The sequence below is a fragment of the Amycolatopsis sp. NBC_00438 genome (assembly GCF_036026695.1).
In the GTDB taxonomy this organism is placed as follows: domain Bacteria; phylum Actinomycetota; class Actinomycetes; order Mycobacteriales; family Pseudonocardiaceae; genus Amycolatopsis.
This window is the reverse complement of the sequence record NZ_CP107923.1, coordinates 870227-886097: the sequence shown is the minus strand read 5'-3', so window position 1 is coordinate 886097 and position 15871 is coordinate 870227. Positions and strand designations below refer to the sequence as shown.

Annotated in this window: 16 protein-coding genes, 1 tRNA gene and 1 pseudogene; 9 read left to right on the top strand and 9 right to left on the bottom strand. The window is 68.9% G+C overall.

The window, feature by feature from the left end; all coding sequences use genetic code 11:
* Positions 1–76: 76 nt before the first annotated feature.
* Positions 77–610, bottom strand: a complete 534-nt coding sequence (locus tag OG494_RS04245; RefSeq protein ID WP_328452128.1) for an EF-hand domain-containing protein — start codon at positions 608–610, stop codon at positions 77–79.
* A gap of 208 nt (positions 611–818) precedes the next feature.
* Positions 819–3572 carry a DNA polymerase I gene (polA, locus tag OG494_RS04240; RefSeq protein WP_328452126.1) on the bottom strand — a complete coding sequence of 918 codons (2754 nt, stop codon included), beginning with the start codon at positions 3570–3572 and terminating at the stop codon, positions 819–821.
* Between the two features lie 100 nt (positions 3573–3672).
* On the opposite strand from polA, the gene OG494_RS04235 reads away from it, so the two are divergent.
* Positions 3673–4113: a PaaI family thioesterase gene (locus OG494_RS04235; RefSeq protein WP_328452124.1), complete on the top strand. Its 441-nt coding sequence runs from the start codon at positions 3673–3675 to the stop codon at positions 4111–4113.
* Between the two features lie 2 nt (positions 4114–4115).
* Complete coding sequence (locus OG494_RS04230) at positions 4116–5087, top strand: LysR family transcriptional regulator (RefSeq protein WP_328452122.1); 972 nt, start codon at positions 4116–4118, stop codon at positions 5085–5087.
* Here the strand turns inward: OG494_RS04230 and OG494_RS04225 are convergent.
* The gene (locus OG494_RS04225; RefSeq protein WP_328452120.1) at positions 5053–5865 is read right to left on the bottom strand and encodes an alpha/beta hydrolase family protein; all 813 of its coding nucleotides are present in this window, start codon (positions 5863–5865) and stop codon (positions 5053–5055) included. The two genes, OG494_RS04230 and OG494_RS04225, sit on opposite strands and share 35 nt — an antisense overlap.
* A 527-nt stretch (positions 5866–6392) precedes the next feature.
* On the opposite strand from OG494_RS04225, the gene OG494_RS04220 reads away from it, so the two are divergent.
* The 5 genes from OG494_RS04220 (at position 6393) to OG494_RS04200 (ending at position 11222) form a co-directional block, all read left to right on the top strand.
* Positions 6393–7550, top strand: a complete 1158-nt coding sequence (locus OG494_RS04220; protein ID WP_328452119.1) for a branched-chain amino acid ABC transporter substrate-binding protein — start codon at positions 6393–6395, stop codon at positions 7548–7550.
* 112 nt (positions 7551–7662) lie between these two features.
* Positions 7663–8625: a branched-chain amino acid ABC transporter permease gene (locus OG494_RS04215; RefSeq protein WP_328452118.1), complete on the top strand. Its 963-nt coding sequence runs from the start codon at positions 7663–7665 to the stop codon at positions 8623–8625.
* Positions 8622–9749 carry a branched-chain amino acid ABC transporter permease gene (locus OG494_RS04210; protein WP_328452116.1) on the top strand — a complete coding sequence of 376 codons (1128 nt, stop codon included), beginning with the start codon at positions 8622–8624 and terminating at the stop codon, positions 9747–9749. The genes OG494_RS04215 and OG494_RS04210 overlap by 4 nt, the downstream gene beginning before the upstream one ends.
* Positions 9746–10519 (top strand): ABC transporter ATP-binding protein, encoded by a 774-nt coding sequence (locus tag OG494_RS04205; RefSeq protein WP_328452114.1) that lies wholly within the window; start codon positions 9746–9748, stop codon positions 10517–10519. Before OG494_RS04210 ends, OG494_RS04205 begins: the two co-directional genes overlap by 4 nt.
* Entirely contained in the window at positions 10509–11222 is a 714-nt protein-coding gene (locus OG494_RS04200; protein WP_247054225.1) for an ABC transporter ATP-binding protein, read from the top strand. Before OG494_RS04205 ends, OG494_RS04200 begins: the two co-directional genes overlap by 11 nt.
* 44 nt (positions 11223–11266) lie before the next feature.
* Here OG494_RS04200 and OG494_RS04195 read toward each other — a convergent pair whose 3' ends face one another.
* The gene (locus tag OG494_RS04195) at positions 11267–11800 is read right to left on the bottom strand and encodes a DUF4352 domain-containing protein (RefSeq protein ID WP_328452112.1); all 534 of its coding nucleotides are present in this window, start codon (positions 11798–11800) and stop codon (positions 11267–11269) included.
* A gap of 33 nt (positions 11801–11833) precedes the next feature.
* Complete coding sequence (locus tag OG494_RS04190) at positions 11834–12448, bottom strand: ANTAR domain-containing response regulator (protein WP_247054229.1); 615 nt, start codon at positions 12446–12448, stop codon at positions 11834–11836.
* A gap of 174 nt (positions 12449–12622) precedes the next feature.
* Here OG494_RS04190 and OG494_RS04185 point away from each other — a divergent pair.
* Both OG494_RS04185 and OG494_RS04180 read left to right on the top strand, forming a co-directional pair.
* Positions 12623–12696, top strand: a tRNA-Leu gene (locus tag OG494_RS04185).
* Entirely contained in the window at positions 12672–12965 is a 294-nt protein-coding gene (locus OG494_RS04180; protein ID WP_328452107.1) for a hypothetical protein, read from the top strand. The genes OG494_RS04185 and OG494_RS04180 overlap by 25 nt, the downstream gene beginning before the upstream one ends.
* Positions 12966–13313: 348 nt before the next feature.
* On the opposite strand, the pseudogene OG494_RS48300 reads toward OG494_RS04180, so the two are convergent.
* The 4 genes and pseudogenes from OG494_RS48300 to OG494_RS04160 form a co-directional block, all read right to left on the bottom strand.
* Positions 13314–14177: pseudogene (locus tag OG494_RS48300) on the bottom strand (recombinase family protein); the annotation flags it as partial.
* A 386-nt stretch (positions 14178–14563) separates the two neighbouring features.
* A complete protein-coding gene (locus tag OG494_RS04170; RefSeq protein WP_328459240.1) occupies positions 14564–14941 on the bottom strand; it encodes a hypothetical protein in 378 nt (125 codons plus the stop codon).
* Positions 14917–15351 (bottom strand): XF1762 family protein, encoded by a 435-nt coding sequence (locus OG494_RS04165; RefSeq protein ID WP_328452103.1) that lies wholly within the window; start codon positions 15349–15351, stop codon positions 14917–14919. Before OG494_RS04165 ends, OG494_RS04170 begins: the two co-directional genes overlap by 25 nt.
* 11 nt (positions 15352–15362) lie before the next feature.
* Positions 15363–15815: a recombinase family protein gene (locus OG494_RS04160; protein WP_328452101.1), complete on the bottom strand. Its 453-nt coding sequence runs from the start codon at positions 15813–15815 to the stop codon at positions 15363–15365.
* Positions 15816–15871 lie beyond the last annotated feature (56 nt).

Here is a 15871-nt window from a genome sequence, read left to right as displayed (position 1 = left end):
GGGACCCGCTACCCAGCGGTAACACCTCACCCGAACGGAGTCCGCCGTTCGTCGCAATGGCGTCCCGATGAGTGGATCACACGCGACCGAAGACCCAGCTTCCCGGCGCGGCGGGGTCGTCACCGGCCCAGAACTCCAGCCAGTGCCCGGTGAACTCCTCGCGGGAGAGCCGGCCGTCACCGTCGAGGTCGAGGTGGGCGAAGACTTCGTCGGTCGGGGTGGCGGTGCCGTTCCAGGCTTCGATCAGCTGGTGGTACTCGGCCGCGGAGATGGCGCCGTCGCCGTTTTCGTCGACGGCTTCGAACATCGCGTCGGCGGTGCCGGTGACCGCGCCGGACATCGTGGGCAGATCGTCGACGACGTGGAGGACCTCGTCGAGGGTGACCTTGTCGTCGCGGTCCAGGTCGGACGCCGCGAGCAGCGTGCCCCACCAGCCCATCATGATGGCGGCGAGCTGCTGCCCTTCCGCGGTGCCTTCGTCGGTGCCGCGCAGTGCGAGCCATCTCGTGGTGAGGGCTCTGAAGTCGGTCTCGGTGAGATAGCCGTCGGCGTCGGCGTCCATCGCGCCGAAGACGCCGGAGATCTTGCGCCGCTGGAAATCGGTGGCCATGGTGCTGGTCCTTCCGGCCGGGGCCCCGGTGGGCCGTTCGGGCCACCCAGCTTCGTCCGGAAGACCGGCACCCGGCGCCGTCCGGCCGAGTAGTCCCGCCCCACGACCCGGTGATTCCCGCGGCGACGCAGCGTAGGCGATGTCCCCCGGACGTGCGCGAACCCCGCACCGGACGGTGCGGGGTTCGCGGGCCGGTAACCCGAAGAACTCAGTGGGCGGCGTCGTTCCAGGACCGGCCGTAGCCGACCGAAACCTCCAGCGGGACCGCGAGTGCGTAGGCCGAGCCCATGCCGTGCCGCACGAGCTTCTCCAGCTCCTCGCGCTCGCCCTCGGCGACCTCGAGCACGAGCTCGTCGTGCACCTGCAGCAGGATCCGGCTCCGCAACTTCGCTTCGACGATCGCGCCGTGGACGTTCAGCATCGCGACCTTGATGATGTCCGCCGCGCTGCCCTGGATCGGGGCGTTCAGCGCCATCCGCTCGGCCATCTCGCGGCGCTGGCGGTTGTCGCTGTTGAGGTCCGGCAGGTAGCGGCGACGGCCGAAGACCGTCTCGGTGTAGCCGTTCTTCGCCGCGATGCCGACGACCGAGTGGAGGTAGTCGCGCACGCCGCCGAAGCGGTCGAAGTACGCCTCCATCTGGGACTTGGCATCGTCGGTCGAGATCCGCAGCTGCTGCGAAAGCCCGTACGCCGACAGCCCGTACGCGAGGCCGTACGACATCGCCTTGACGCGGTAGCGCAGCTCCGGCGTGATCTCCTCCGGCGGCAGCGAGAACGCCCGGGACGCCACGAACGTGTGCAGGTCCTCGCCGCTGTTGAAGGCCTCGATGAGGCCCTCGTCCTGCGAGAGGTGCGCCATGATCCGCATTTCGATCTGGCTGTAGTCCGCGGTCATCAGCTCGGTGTAGCCGGTGCCGACCACGAACGCGTCGCGGATGCGGCGGCCTTCTTCGGTGCGGACCGGGATGTTCTGCAGGTTCGGCTCGGTCGACGACAGCCGCCCGGTGGCCGCGATCGTCTGCAGCAGCGTGGTGTGGATGCGGCCGTCGTCGGCGACGGACTTGATGAGGCCCTCGACCGTCGTGCGCAGCTTCGTCGCGTCCCGGTGCTCCAGCATGTGCTGCAGGAACGGGTGTTCGGTCTTCTCGAACAACCCCTGCAGCGCTTCGGCGTCGGTCGTGTAGCCGGTCTTGGTGCGCTTGGTCTTCGGCATGCCGAGCTCGTCGAACAGCACGACCTGCAGCTGCTTCGGCGAGCCGAGGTTGATCTGCTTGCCGATGACCTCGTACGCGGCTTCGGCCGCCTGCGTGACGCGCGAGAGGTAGTGCGCCTCGAGCGTGGTCAGCTGCTCCAGGTCGACGGCGACCCCGGCGATCTCCAGCTCGGTGATCACCTCCAGCAGCGGCAGCTCCAGCTCGGCGAGCAGCTTCGCGCCGCCGATCTCGTCGAGTTCCTTGTCGAGCGCGCCGGCCAGCTCGAAGACGGCCCGCGCCTTGACGAGTTCCTCCTGGATCTCCTTCTGCTCCAAGCCTTCCGCGCCGCCGTCGAGCAGCGACAGCTGGCCGTCGCCGCCGTCGGTCTCCGAGCGCAGCTCGCGGTGCAGGTAGCGCAGCGCGAGGTCGTCGAGGTCGAACGTGCGCTGCCCCGGCCGCACCAGGTACGCGGCCAGCGCGGTGTCCATGGCGAGCCCGGCGAGCACCCAGCCGCGGGCGCGGATCGCGTGCAGCGGGATCTTGAGGTCGTGCCCGGTCTTGCGGACCGCCGGGTCGGCGAACCAGCCGGCGAGCGCGGCGTCGTCGGCCTGGTCCATCGCCGTGACGTCGACGTAGGCGCCTTCGCCGTCAGCGGTCGCGAAGGCGACCGCGCGCAGGTCGGAGCGGACCGAGGAGCCCGTGGTGCGGAACGACAGCGCGACCGGCTTGCCCCGGCCCGCGTGCGCGGCGAGCCAGGCCGCCAGCGCGCCGGGGGCCAGCGCGTCACCCGAGACCTCGAACCCTTCGTCGGCCTCCGGTTCGGCGCTCTGCAGGGTCGCGAACAGCCGGTCCCGCAGCACGCGGAACTCCAGCTCGTCGAACAGCGCGTGCACGGCCTCGCGGTCCCACGGGCGCAGCTCCAGCCCGGCCGGGCCGATCTCCAGCTCGACGTCGCGGATCAGCTCGGTCAGCTGGCGGTTCAGGGTGACCGAGCTCAGGTGCGCCCGCAGCGCGTCGCCGACCTTGCCCTTGACCTCGTCGACGCGGTCGATCAGGTCGTTCAGCGAGCCGAACTGCCGGATCCACTTGGCCGCGGTCTTCTCGCCGACGCCGGGGATGTTCGGCAGGTTGTCGGAGGGGTCGCCGCGCAGCGCCGCGAAGTCCGGGTACTGCCGCGGGGTGAGCCCGTACTTCTCCTCGACGGCCTCCGGGGTGAACCGGGTCATCTCCGAGACGCCGCGCTTCGGGTACAGCACGGTGACGTGCTCGGTGACCAGCTGCAGCGCGTCGCGGTCGCCGGTACAGATCAGGACGTCGAAGTCCTCGGCCGTGGCCTGCGTGGTGAGCGTGGCGATGATGTCGTCGGCTTCGAAGTTCTCCTTCGTCAGCGACGGGATGCCGAGCACGTCCAGGACCTCCCGGACCAGGTCCACCTGGCCGCGGAACTCGTCCGGCGTCGCGCTGCGGTTCGCCTTGTAGTCGGCGAAGGTCTCCGACCGGAACGTCTTGCGCGAGAGGTCGAACGCCACCGCGAGGTGGGTCGGCGCTTCGTCGCGCAGGAGGTTGATGAGCATCGACGTGAACCCGAAGACCGCGTTCGTGACCTGCCCGGTCTTGGTCCTGAAGTTCTCGGCGGGCAGCGCGAAGAACGCGCGGTAGGCCATCGAATGGCCGTCGATCAGGAGCAGCTTCGGCCGCTCCGCGACGGTGGTCGATCCTGCGGTGGTTCCTGTGGCGTTGGCAACGGTCGTCTTCTCACTCGGGCTCACGTGCCCGAGTCTAGGCTGGGGGTCCGACACTCTTTGGAACAAGGCTGCATCGCCATGGTGGCGACGACCCTTACGTGGCGCATCAGCAGAGGAGCAGTGAGTGACCGAACGTCCCGCCCCCATCGACGTGGACCGGTTGGCGGGCATCGACCCGACGGCGGCCGACCAGCAGCTCAACGACAAGGTCGGGATGCAGCTGATCGAAGCGACGCCCGAGCGCGTGGTCGGCACGATCCCGGTCGAGGGCAACCTCCAGCCCTACGGCCTGCTGCACGGCGGCGCCAACGCCGTGCTCGCCGAGGCGCTGGGCTCCACGGTCGCCGCGCTGAACGCCGGCCCCGGCCGCGCCGCGATGGGCCTCGAGCTCTCCTGCACCCACCACCGCGCCGTCCGCACGGGCAAGGTCACCGGGGTGGCGACGCCGCTGCACGTCGGCCGCGGCACCATCACCGCCGAGATCGTGCTGACCGACGACGAGGGCCACCGCACCTGCACCGCCCGGCTCACCTGCGTCGTCCGGGACCGCCCGCCGGGCTCCTGAGCGTGGACCTCGACATCGCCCAGGTACGGGCGTTCACCGTCACCGCGGAGCTGCGGCACTTCGGCCGCGCCGCGCAGACGCTGTTCCTCACCCAGCAGGCGCTGTCGAAGCGGATCCGCAAGCTCGAAGACGCCCTGGCGGTGCCGCTCTTCCTGCGCACCAACCGGTCGGTCGAACTGACCGCCGACGGCGAACGGTTCCTGCCGCACGCGCACGAGCTGCTGCGCGCGGCCGACGCCGCGGTCGCCGCGATGGGCGCCGACGACCGGCCGCTGCGCCTGGACGTCGTCGACTTCCGGCTCGCCCCGATGTTCCTGCTGCGCCGCCTCGCCGAGCGCGACCCGGCGCTGCGGATCGACCGGATCGCCGGCGGCGGTTTCGCGAACGCCGTCGAGCCGCTGCTGTCCGGCGAGCTGGACGTCGCGATCGGCCGGGTCACCGGGTTCGGCAAGCCTCTGCCGGACGAGCTGGAGCACCGGCCGGTCCGGCTGGAACCGCTGGTCGCGCTGCTCGCCCCGGAACACCCCCTGGCGGTGCTGGACGTGCTGCCCCTCGAAGAACTGCGCGCCGACGGGATCTGGCTGCCGGGGCACGGCGGGGCCGCCGAATGGCAGTCCTACGTGGCCGAGCTGTGCGGGAAGTTCGGCGTGCCGATCGACGACTCCGGCGTCAGCTACGACCTGCGGCACACCCTCGAGCAGACGCGCTACGGCAAGCGGCGCGTCACCCTCGCCGGGGCGGACATGGAGCTCGCGCCCGACCTCGACCTGAAGGTGCTGCCGTTCGAGCCGTCGCCGCTGTTCCCGTGGTCGCTGGTCTGGCGGCGCGGGAAGGCGCGCCCGGCGCTGCGGCGGCTGCTGACGCTGGCGTGGCGCACCAGCCGTGAAGAAGACTGGTGCGCCTGCGAACCGGCCCGCTCCTGGCTGCCGGAGAGCGACGTCAGCGTCGCAACCGCGGGCCGAACCACGCGCTGAACGCCGCGTCGACCCGGGCCGCGTCCGCGGTCTGCGGCGCGGCGTCGAGTCCCGGCGCCTCGGCGAACTCGTGCCCCATCCCCTCGATCGTCACCAGCTCGGCCCGGTCGCCGAGGCGCTTCCGCAGCGCCGCGGCGGGCTCGCGGACGGCGATGTCGTCCGCCGACCCGGCCACGATCAGCAGCGGCGCCGAGAGCTCGCCGGCCCGGCTGACGTAGTCGTGGTGCGCCGCGACCGCGCGGGACCGCTCGCTCCACGGGTAGGTGACGTCGTAGACCCGTTCGTTGCGCCCGATGACCGGCGCCAGCTGGGCGACCGGGCTCACCACCGCGCCGGCGGCGATGTCGGCGTCGCCGCGGGCGAGCACCTCCAGCGCCACCAGTGAGCCGGCCGAGCCGCCGAAGACGCCGAGCGGGCCGTCCGCGCCCGGCAGCCGGTCGCGCAGCGCGGCGAGGGCCGCCGGGAACTCCCCGGCCGCCCGGTCGGTCACCGGCTCGAAGACGTTGAGGACGGCGTCCTCGCCCGCCAGCCGGAAGAGCTCGCCGGGCCCGCCTTCGGGCAGCCGCGCGCCGGTGAGCGGGAGCCCGAAGTACACCCGCCACGCCTGCAGTCCCGCCATCGGCAGCGCCGCCGCCATCGCCCGCTCGCTCGCCGGCGGCTCCATCAGGTGCCAGCCGGCCAGCAGGGCCGCCGGCGCGGCCGGGTCCGCCGGCGGCAACGCCACGAACGGCACCCCCGCTGCGACCCCTTCGACGACTTCCAGCTCCGCGATCCGCATCCGCTTCTCCCTTGTCCCTCGGTCTGCTCCCAGCGAACCGCGGGACGGCGGGGGCGTCCAACAGCCGTTCCGACGCCGTCGACAACCGGTGGTTGTGACGAGAGTTCCCGGGCGGGAAGCCTTTCGGGCAGACCTGCCGCGGGGGCGGTCCGACGGGCCGGGCGAACCGGACGTAAGGTGCACCCCGGCAGGGCCGCGCGTCGCGGGCGGATCGCCCGGGAAACCGGTCACGCACCGGCCCGGGAAATGGGCGACGTCATACCGCGGAAACACGGCCGTCATCCATTCGTCCGGTGGACGTGGATAGTCGACTTCTCTGCGTGACCAGCACGACCTTGAAGCGAAACTTCGTTCGGCTTTTCGTGCAATTCGTGTCGGTTGCGATCGTCACGATGTGGACACAGAGTAGTGAGGCCGCCTGTGCACAAGACGGGCGAGAGGGATATCTTCCTGCCCTAACCTAGCCCCTGTGTCGGGGGCAACGCCTACCGGCGGTGGTTGGTCATGGGAGGTAGTCGGTGTCAGGAGTGCGTTTTGGACGGGTCCTCGCCCTCGCGGCGGCGACGTCGCTTGCGCTGGCGGGCTGTGCCGGCGGCAGCAGCTCGTCGGGCAGCGGTGACGGCAGCACGCTGAAGATCGGGTTCATGGGCGACCTGACCGGTGAGAACTCCGGGATCGTGATCCCGCCCAACAACGGCGCGAAGCTCGCGATCGACGAGTACAACGCCACGAATCCTTCGGTGAAGCTCGAGCTGAAGAACTACGACAGCCAGGGCAAGCCGGAGCAGGCCACCTCGCTGGTGCAGACCGCGATCGGCACGGACAAGATCACCGCGCTGATCGGCCCGGCCTTCTCGGGTGAGTCGAAGGCCGTCGGCGGTGTCCTCGAGCAGGGCAAGGTGCCGAGCGTGTCGCCGTCGGCGACCAACCCGGGCCTGGCCTCGAACGGCTGGAAGTACTGGCACCGCGTCGTCGCGAACGACAACGACCAGGGCCCCGGTATCGCGAACTTCCTCATCACGGCGAAGTCGCCGAAGAACGCGTACGTCCTCTCGGACGACCAGGAGTACAGCGTCGGCCTGGCCGACGCGTTCGAGAAGACCTTCAAGGACAAGGGCATCACGACCGAGCGCGACAAGTTCGCCAAGGACGCGTCGGACTACTCCTCGACCGTCCAGAAGGTCAAGGCCGCCAACCCGGACGTCATCACCTACGGCGGTTACTACGCCCAGGCCGGCCGGCTGCTCAAGCAGCTCCGCGACGGTGGCGTGAAGGCCGTCTTCGCGACCGGTGACGGTTCGCTCGACCCGCAGCTGGTCTCGGGCGCGGGTGCCGCGGCCGCCGAAGGCGCCGTCGTCGGCTGCCCCTGCAACATCCCCGACGCGGGTGCCCCGGGCAACGAGTTCGCCACCAAGTACAAGGCGAAGTTCAACGTCGACCCGGCGATCTACGCGACCGAGGGCTACGACGCCGCGACCGCCATCATCAACGCGGTCAAGGCGGGCAACACCACCGGCGAGAAGATCAACGACTTCCTGAAGACCGAGGACTTCAAGGGCGCGTCGAAGCAGATCAAGTTCAAGGACAACGGCGAGCCGCAGACCAACGCGATCTACGTGTACCAGGTCGTGGGCGGGGTCATCAAGAACCTCGGCGCCTCGACCGAAGCCAAGATCACCGGCTGACGGAGCGGTAGAAACACCTAACGGGAGCGGGGGCGCTGTAGACGGCTACAGCACCCCCGCTCCCCGCCAATGTGGCGACCATCCTCGCCCCGTCAGGTAAGGCAACTACGTCATGTTCCAAGATCTGCAGAGCCAGTTTCTGGGCAGCACCATCGGCGGCCTGGTAGCCGGCTCCATCTACGCGCTCATCGCCCTCGGCTACACGATGGTCTACGGCGTGCTGCGGCTGATCAACTTCGCGCACTCCGAAATCTTCATGATCGGGACGATGACGTCCCTGTTCATCCTGATCACGATCGCGCCGGCGGCGCCGTTCACGATCATCTCGATGATCGGCATCCTGGTCCTGCTCATCGTCGCCTCGGCGCTCGTGTCGGGCGGTTCGGCGATCGTGCTCGAGCAGGTCGCCTACCGGCCGCTGCGGAAGAAGGGCGCGACCCGGCTCGCCGCCCTGATCTCGGCCATCGGCGCTTCGCTGTTCCTGCAGGAACTGTTCGCGCTGATCGTCATCCCGGACGTCTTCGGCAAGTCCGGGCGCGTGCAGCAGTCCGCGCCCCGGTTCATCCCGCACGAGGAACTGTTCCGCATCGGCAACGGCGTCGTGCGCACCGACCACGTCTTCGTCATCATCGGCGCGGTCATCGTGATGGTCGTGCTCGACCAGCTCGTGCGCCGCACCCGGATCGGCCGCGGTATCCGCGCCACCGCGCAGGACCCCGAGGCCGCCGTCCTGATGGGCGTGAGCATCGACCGGATCGTCCGCATCACCTTCCTGCTCGGCGGGGCCATGGCCGGCGTCGCCGCCGCCCTGTTCGTGATGGAATACGAGAACACCGACTACCGCATCGGATTCCTGCTCGGCATCAAGGCGTTCACCGCCGCCGTGCTCGGCGGTATCGGCAACCTGCGCGGCGCCCTGCTGGGCGGAATCGTGCTCGGTCTCGTCGAGAACTGGAGCTCCATCTTCCTCGGCTCGGCCTGGAAGGACGTCACCGCATTCGTGATCCTGGTGCTCGTGCTCATGTTCCGGCCCACCGGCATTCTCGGTGAATCGCTGCAGCGGGCACGCGTATGAAAGGCGACGAAGTGGTAGACGGAAACGAATCACCGGCCCGCCGGGGGTTCCACCCGATCGACGGCACCCGGGACTGGTGGGCCGACGCGCCCCAGTGGCAGCGCTACGGCGTCTACCTGCTGGTGATCGTGTTCGCGCTGATCCTGCCCGCGCCGTGGATCGGCTCGTTCATGTCGCCGGACTCGGACTGGACGACGGTCCTGATCTTCCCGATCGGGACGTACATCCTGCTGGCGGTCGGCCTCAACATCGTGGTCGGCCACGCCGGCATGCTGGACCTCGGGTACGTCGCGTTCTTCGCGATCGGCGCGTACACGTGGGCGTCGATCGGCACGAAGTACGGCTGGTCGTTCTGGCCCACGGTGGTGCTGGGCATCTTCCTGGCCTCGGTGTCGGGCGTCATCCTCGGCGCCCCGACACTACGGCTGCGAGGTGACTACCTGGCGATCGTGACGCTGGGCTTCGGTGAGATCGTCCGGATCACCGCGAACAACACCGACGCCATCGGCGGCGCGCGCGGCATCACGAACGTCCCGCACCCGGAGCCGCTGTTCGGCATGGAGTTCTTCCTCGACCCGGCGCCGTACTACTACCTGATGCTCTTCGCGATCGTGCTCGTCGTCGTCTTCTCGATCCGGCTCAACAAGAGCCGCGTCGGGCGGGCGTGGGCGGCGATCCGCGAGGACGAGGACGCGGCCGAGCTGATGGGCGTGCCGACGTTCAAGTTCAAGCTGCTCGCCTTCGCAATCGGCGCGATGATCGGTGGTTTCGCCGGCACGATCTACGCCAGCAAGGCGGTGTTCGTCGAGCCGAACAACTTCCCGTTCATCCTGTCCGCGACCATCCTGGCCGCGGTCGTGCTGGGCGGGGCGGGCAACCTCCCGGGCGTCATCCTCGGCGCGTTCGTCGTCGCGTGGCTGCCCGAGCGGTTCCGGGACTTCGCCGACTACCGCATCTTCGTCTTCGGCGCCGTCCTGGTGCTGATGATGGCGCTGCGGCCGGAAGGCATCCTGCCGTCCCGGCAGCGGAAGGCCGAACTACGGGAAGGAACCGGCGGCATGGGCGCGATGGGTGCCGAAGTGGCCGGCCCCGACTCCGAGGCGTCGGCGGAGGTGACCAAGTGAGCCCCTTGCTCGAGTTCGACAACGTGACCATGCGGTTCGGCGGTGTCACCGCCCTGCGCGAGGTCAACATCAGCATCAACGAAGGCGAGATCTTCGCCCTCATCGGGCCGAACGGCGCCGGCAAGACCACGGTGTTCAACGTGGTCACCGGCGTCTACTCGCCGACCGAGGGCGAGGTCCGCTTCGACGGCGACCGCATCGACGGCATGAAGCGGTTCAAGGTCGCCAAGCGCGGCGTCGCCCGGACGTTCCAGAACATCCGGCTGTTCCACAACATGTCGGCGCTGGAGAACGTCATGGTGGGCGCGGACGCGCACCACAAGACCGGCGCGATCGGGGCGGTGCTCGGCCTGCCGACGCACCGCAAGGAAGAGAAGCACGGCCGGGAACGGGCGCGTGAGCTGCTCGACTTCGTCGGCATCGGCCGGGTCGAGCACCACGTCGCGAAGAACCTCTCCTACGGCGACCAGCGCCGGCTGGAGATCGCGCGGGCGCTCGCGACCGACCCGAAGCTGCTGCTGCTCGACGAACCGGCCGCGGGCATGAACCCGGCGGAGAAGATCGCCCTGCAGGAGCTGATCCGCAAGATCCGGGACGACGGCCGCACCGTGCTGCTGATCGAGCACGACATGGGCCTGGTCATGCACATCAGCGACCGGCTGGCCGTGCTCGACTTCGGCCAGAAGATCGCAGAAGGGCTGCCGCACGAGGTGCAGAACAACCAGAAGGTGATCGAGGCGTATCTGGGGGTGTCCGAAGATGCTTCTTGAGGTCGAGGACATCAACGTCCACTACGGGAAGATCGCCGCCCTCAAGGGCATGAGCATCCAGGTCGACGAGGGCGAGATCGTCTCCCTCATCGGGGCCAACGGCGCCGGCAAGACCACGACGCTCAAGACGATCTCCGGCCTCCGCCCGCTGACCAGCGGCCGGATCGTGTTCAACGGCCAGGACATCTCGAAGACCCCGGGGCACAAGCGCGTGCTGCTCGGGATCGGCCAGTCACCGGAAGGCCGGGGCGTGTTCCCCGGCATGACGGTGCAGGAGAACCTCCTGATGGGTGCCTACACCCGCAAGGACGAGCTCCAGGGCGACCTCGACGAGGTCTACGAGCTGTTCCCCCGGCTCAACGAGCGCAAGACGCAGTTCGGCGGCACGATGTCGGGCGGCGAGCAGCAGATGATCGCCATCGGCCGCGCGCTGATGACGAAGCCCAAGGTGCTGCTGCTCGACGAGCCGTCGATGGGCCTGGCGCCGATGCTGATCGCGCAGATCTTCGACATCATCCGGGAGATCAACAAGCGCGGCACCACGGTGCTGCTGGTCGAGCAGAACGCCCAGCAGGCGCTGAAGCTGTCGGACCGCGCGTACGTGCTCGAGACGGGCCGCGTGGTCCAGAGCGCCCGCGGGGCCGACCTGCTGAACGACCCGAAGGTGCGGGCCGCCTACCTCGGTGGCGACCTCGGCGTCTGATTTCTGTTCCGAGAAGGGCCCGGTCTTTGTGACCGGGCCCTTTCTCATATCTTGATGTCGGTGCCGTTGACGTTCTTCATGTCGGTGATGGTCGGGCCGCCGAAAGCCCGGAGCGTCACGGGTTCGGTGCCCTTGGGGATGTCCCAGTAGAGGTCGAACTCGACGCGCACGCTGTGCCCGAGGTCGAACCGGGCGGGCTGGCGCTTGATCAGCATGGCCTGCTCGTCCGGCGGGTGGGTGGCGCCCTTGTCGTCGACGAGCAGCTGGCGCGTGGCGTCGAACAGGACGCTCGAGGTGCCGGTGTTGGTCACGACGAGCCGCAGCCGCACGTACTGGCCCTTGGCGGGCATTTCGGTGTGGCTGCCGGTGATGCTGGGCAGTCCCGCGGCGAAGCCGATCAGGTCGAACTCGGTGTCGCCGTTCTTCGCCGGCGGCACCTGGAGCGCGGTCTCGTCCGGCCGGACCGGCCGCGGCGGCAGGTCGTAGGTCGCTGTCGCGGGCGTGCTCGGCGCGGCGGCCTGGCATCCCGCGGTCAGCACCAGTACCAGTACGGCGACGGCCGGCAAGCGGAGTTTCACTCCCGTGATTCTGCCTGCCGGCCGTCGTCGTTTCTAGGTCCCGATGCTCTCCACGACCGCCTCGGCGACGGCCTTCATCGTGGTCCGGCGGTCCATCGCGGTGCGCTGGATCCACCGGAAGGCATCCGGCTCGGTGAGACCCTGCCGGCTCATCAGCAGACCCTTGGCGCGGTCGATGACCTTCCGCGTCTCGAGCCGGTCGGTGAGGCCGGCGACCTCCGCCTCGAGGGCCTGCAGCTCGGAGAACCGGCTGACGGCGAGCTCGATGGCCGGCACGAGGTCACGCTTCGCGAACGGCTTGACGAGGTAGGCCATGGTGCCGGCGTCCCGCGCCCGTTCGACGAGGTCACGCTGGCTGAAAGCGGTCAGGATCACGACGGGCGCGATCCGATCACCGGTGATCTTCGACGCGGCCTCGATGCCGTCGAGCTTGGGCATCTTGACATCGAGGATCACGAGGTCCGGCTTGAGATCGGTGGCCAGCGCGATGGCCTGTTCGCCATCCCCTGCCTCACCGACGACCTCGTAACCCTCTTCACGCAGCATTTCGACGAGGTCCAGCCGGATGAGCGCCTCGTCCTCCGCAACGAGCACCCGACGCTGCGGCACGGTGGCGGCACCGTTGGCCTCGGTAGCCTGATCGGTCACCGGGGTCCTCCTGAAGACTCGGCGGAACGTTCGATTTCGCGGCTTTCCGCGAAGCCTGAAGCCTACCGGGAACGATCCAGTTCAAGAGATGGCGTTCACCACGTAGTGGCCAGCGCGACACCCCGCCCCCGACCACAGCCCGCGTGCGGCGATCCCGTAGAGTCACCATGCCACGCCCCCGTAGCCCAACTGGCAGAGGCAACGGATTCAAAACCCGTCCAGTGTGAGTTCGAATCTCACCGGGGGCACCTGCAGCAATCACACCAGCGTCGACCTGCGACTTCGCCATTCTGCCGACTTCCGCATCCGCTGCGGCTGTGGCCACCTCCTCGATCCTGTCGCCGGGCAGTGTGATGTCGATCATGGCGTGATCCGTTTCGTGGTCGATGCTGACTCGGAGTTTCGTGAGCTCGTAGAGCCGAACCTGGAGCTCGGCCGGCGCCCGGTGAAGGTTGACCGCCAGGTGCGGCAGCAGGCCGAGGACGTCGAGATCCTCGCGGGTGGCCGTGGCTGGTGATCGCTGGTCGTCCTGATCGAGCTCGGTGATCTGGTCCAGCACGAGCTGACGTTCAGCCCCCAGCGCGTTGTACCGGTCCTTCAGCCCTTGGGTGAACGGATCACTGGGGTCGGCGTCCTCGGCCTGGCTGAGGATGTTGCTCTGCTTGCGAGCGAAGTCCGCGGCTCGCTTCTCCAGCCGCGCACGACGCTCGCGGCGTTCGGTGCGTTCCCGGTCGTCGGCCTGATCCAGCTGCGGGGCGAGCAGCTCGATCCGGCGGTGCCCGAACAGGTACTCGGCATACACGTGATTGACGGCAGCGAGGATGGCGTCCTCCCGCATGTACACCGTCTGAGGATGGTCAGCGAACTTGTCCAGACGACCGCGATTGTTGTTCTTCGGCCAGCAGCGGTAGTAGTTGTGCCCGCGGTGGTGATGCCCAAGCATCCGCCGACCGCAACAGCAGACGACCCGCCCGCGAAGCAGATAGGCCCGCTTGGTGTTCGGGTGCAGATTGAGGTCGCTTCCGTCCCGCGACCCGCGCTTGGCCAGCCGACGCTCGACCAGCTCGTCGTACATCCACTTCGGAATCAGCGGCTCGTGCGCCGGCTCGACCGACCACACCCACATCTCCGGTGGGTTGACGACTCCGGTGCCGCCCCGGCTGCGCCGGGCGCGGCGGTTGTAGACCTGGTAGCCGGTGTACTTCGGGTTCTTCAGCACATCGGCCACTGCAGACTTCGACCACGCTCCCCTGGCGCGCCGACCGCCAGGCGGTTCCGGCGGCGGGTGTGCTTCCAGGTCCGCGTTCAGCCGCTCGGCGATCGTGTCGAAGCCCAGTTGCTCGTGATAGCGCCACTGGGCCATCAACGTGACCGTCTTGGCCCGCTGCCCGTCCGGCTCCAGGCGGGTCTTCGTGATGCCCTTCTCCGCCTTGACCGGATTGGGGTGCCGGTACTTCTTCGCCCGGTAGCCGTACAGCGGCTTGCCGATGTTGTAGCCCTCGCGGACGTGCGTGCACGTCCCGCCCCAGGACTGCTCCAGCATGTTGAGCACTTCGTACTCAGCTACCGACTGGTTGATCCGCCGTTGCAGGATCTGCTGGGCACGACCACCGGTGAGCATGATCGGCTCGTTCGAGGCGAACACCGTCACGCCGGCGTCCTCCAGCCGACGCTCGACGCTCAACGTCTCGTACATCTTGCGCGCGATCCGCGACATCGACTCGCACATCACGACGTCGAACCGTCGGCCTGGCTTGGCCGCTTCGGCCAGCAGGTCGCCGATCCCACCGTCGCGAGCGATCGGGATGTCGAAGCGCTCGTAGTTCGACTTCCGGCTCCGCTTGTGCAGCTCCATACGTCCGGACTCGACGTCGTAGAAGTGCGCGACGATCACCCAGGATTCCGGCAGTGCGACCTTTGACCGCTCCAGCTGCCGCAACAAGGACTGCCGCGGATCCTGGTGCTCCTCGGTCGACGTCCGGCCCACCCAAGCGACCCGGACTTCTTTCGCGCGCAATGCCAGCGGCAACCCGAACGGTGAGACTGCCAGGTCGGACATGCCGGTGTGCCCGACCCGTGCGGTGACGGCAGGAGATGGAGGATTGACAGCCTCGGTCATGCGGCACGCCCCTGCGAGTCGTCTATGGATTCGGCACCAAGCTCGCGATCTTCACGCGCCCAGGCAAGCAGGCCTCTCAGCACGGTCGCGAGTTCGCCTGAAAGCCAAGCCGCCTCAGCACCGCGCGCTTCATGAACAGCAGCGCCGAACTCCCACTGCCGTTGCGCTTCGATGGCGGCAGCGCGCCGACCGTGCGGGAACTGAATGACGTCCTCCGCGCCTGCCATGCGGTCACCTCCCCCGACCCTCGTGCTCGCTCGGACCTTGGCGATCTCGGCCAGCTGTACCAGCTGAAACAGCTGGTACACAAGACGAATCACCCCAGCACGCGCGAGCTTGAAGCGGCTGGCTACTTTCCGGCGCAGATTTCCCACCGAGTTCGGCGGACGTTGTCGACGCCCCGCGAGGGGCGCGGCCGAGACGCCGTTGCCCAGCCCGGGCGGGGCCGGAGATCGGCAACGGGGAGCAGGCCCGCGGCACGCAAACTCGCGCCGCTCTCCCCCGCCTGTGTGTAGCTGATGAGGCGCACGTAGCCCATAGCTCGCGCCGCGCGCCAGACCGCGCCGTAGAGCTTCGAGTTCGCGTTCGGCTCGCCGATGGTGCAGCTGCGCGTGACCTCGAGCGTGACACCGTCATCAAGGCACCGAGCGACGGGACGGCCGGCTGTCGCCACACCGACCAGTTCTTCCCCACGCGCGACGCCGATAGCGAACTTCATTCCGCGGGGTGGTCGGTGGTGCCGGTGGTGCGCGTCGATGAACGCGCAAGCCTGCCGGAAAGTCACGGGAACGATCGTCAAGGGCACCGCGGCTCATCCCCCGTCCGGGACTGGGCACGCTGGAACACGCGCTCGTCGACCAGCGGCTCGTGCACCTTCGGCGCCGAAGTCACCCATTGCTCGACGGGGGCCGGACGGCCAGCGACGGTGCGCGCCCAGACCTGGCACCCGGTGTACTTGACGTTGGCGACGATCCGCTGGACGGCCTTGCCGTTCCACCGGCCGCCGGCCACCGGCGGCGGGTATTGGTGTGGGTCCGCGTTGAGCCGGACGGCGATGGCAGCGAACGCCAGTCGGTCGTCTGCGCGCCAGCTGAAGATCTGCTTCACGACCGCGGCGGTCTGCCAGTCCGGGACGAGAACCGCCCGCAGCTTGCCGCGTCCGGCTGGCTCGATCACGCGGATGCGCAGGGCACGGTAGCCGTAGGGCGGCGGGCCGAGCTGATAGCCGGCACGGACGACTTCGGCCATCGCCGCGCGGGCGCGGCGGGTGGTCTCTGCGTGGTGGGCGGCGAGGAGCTGCTCGT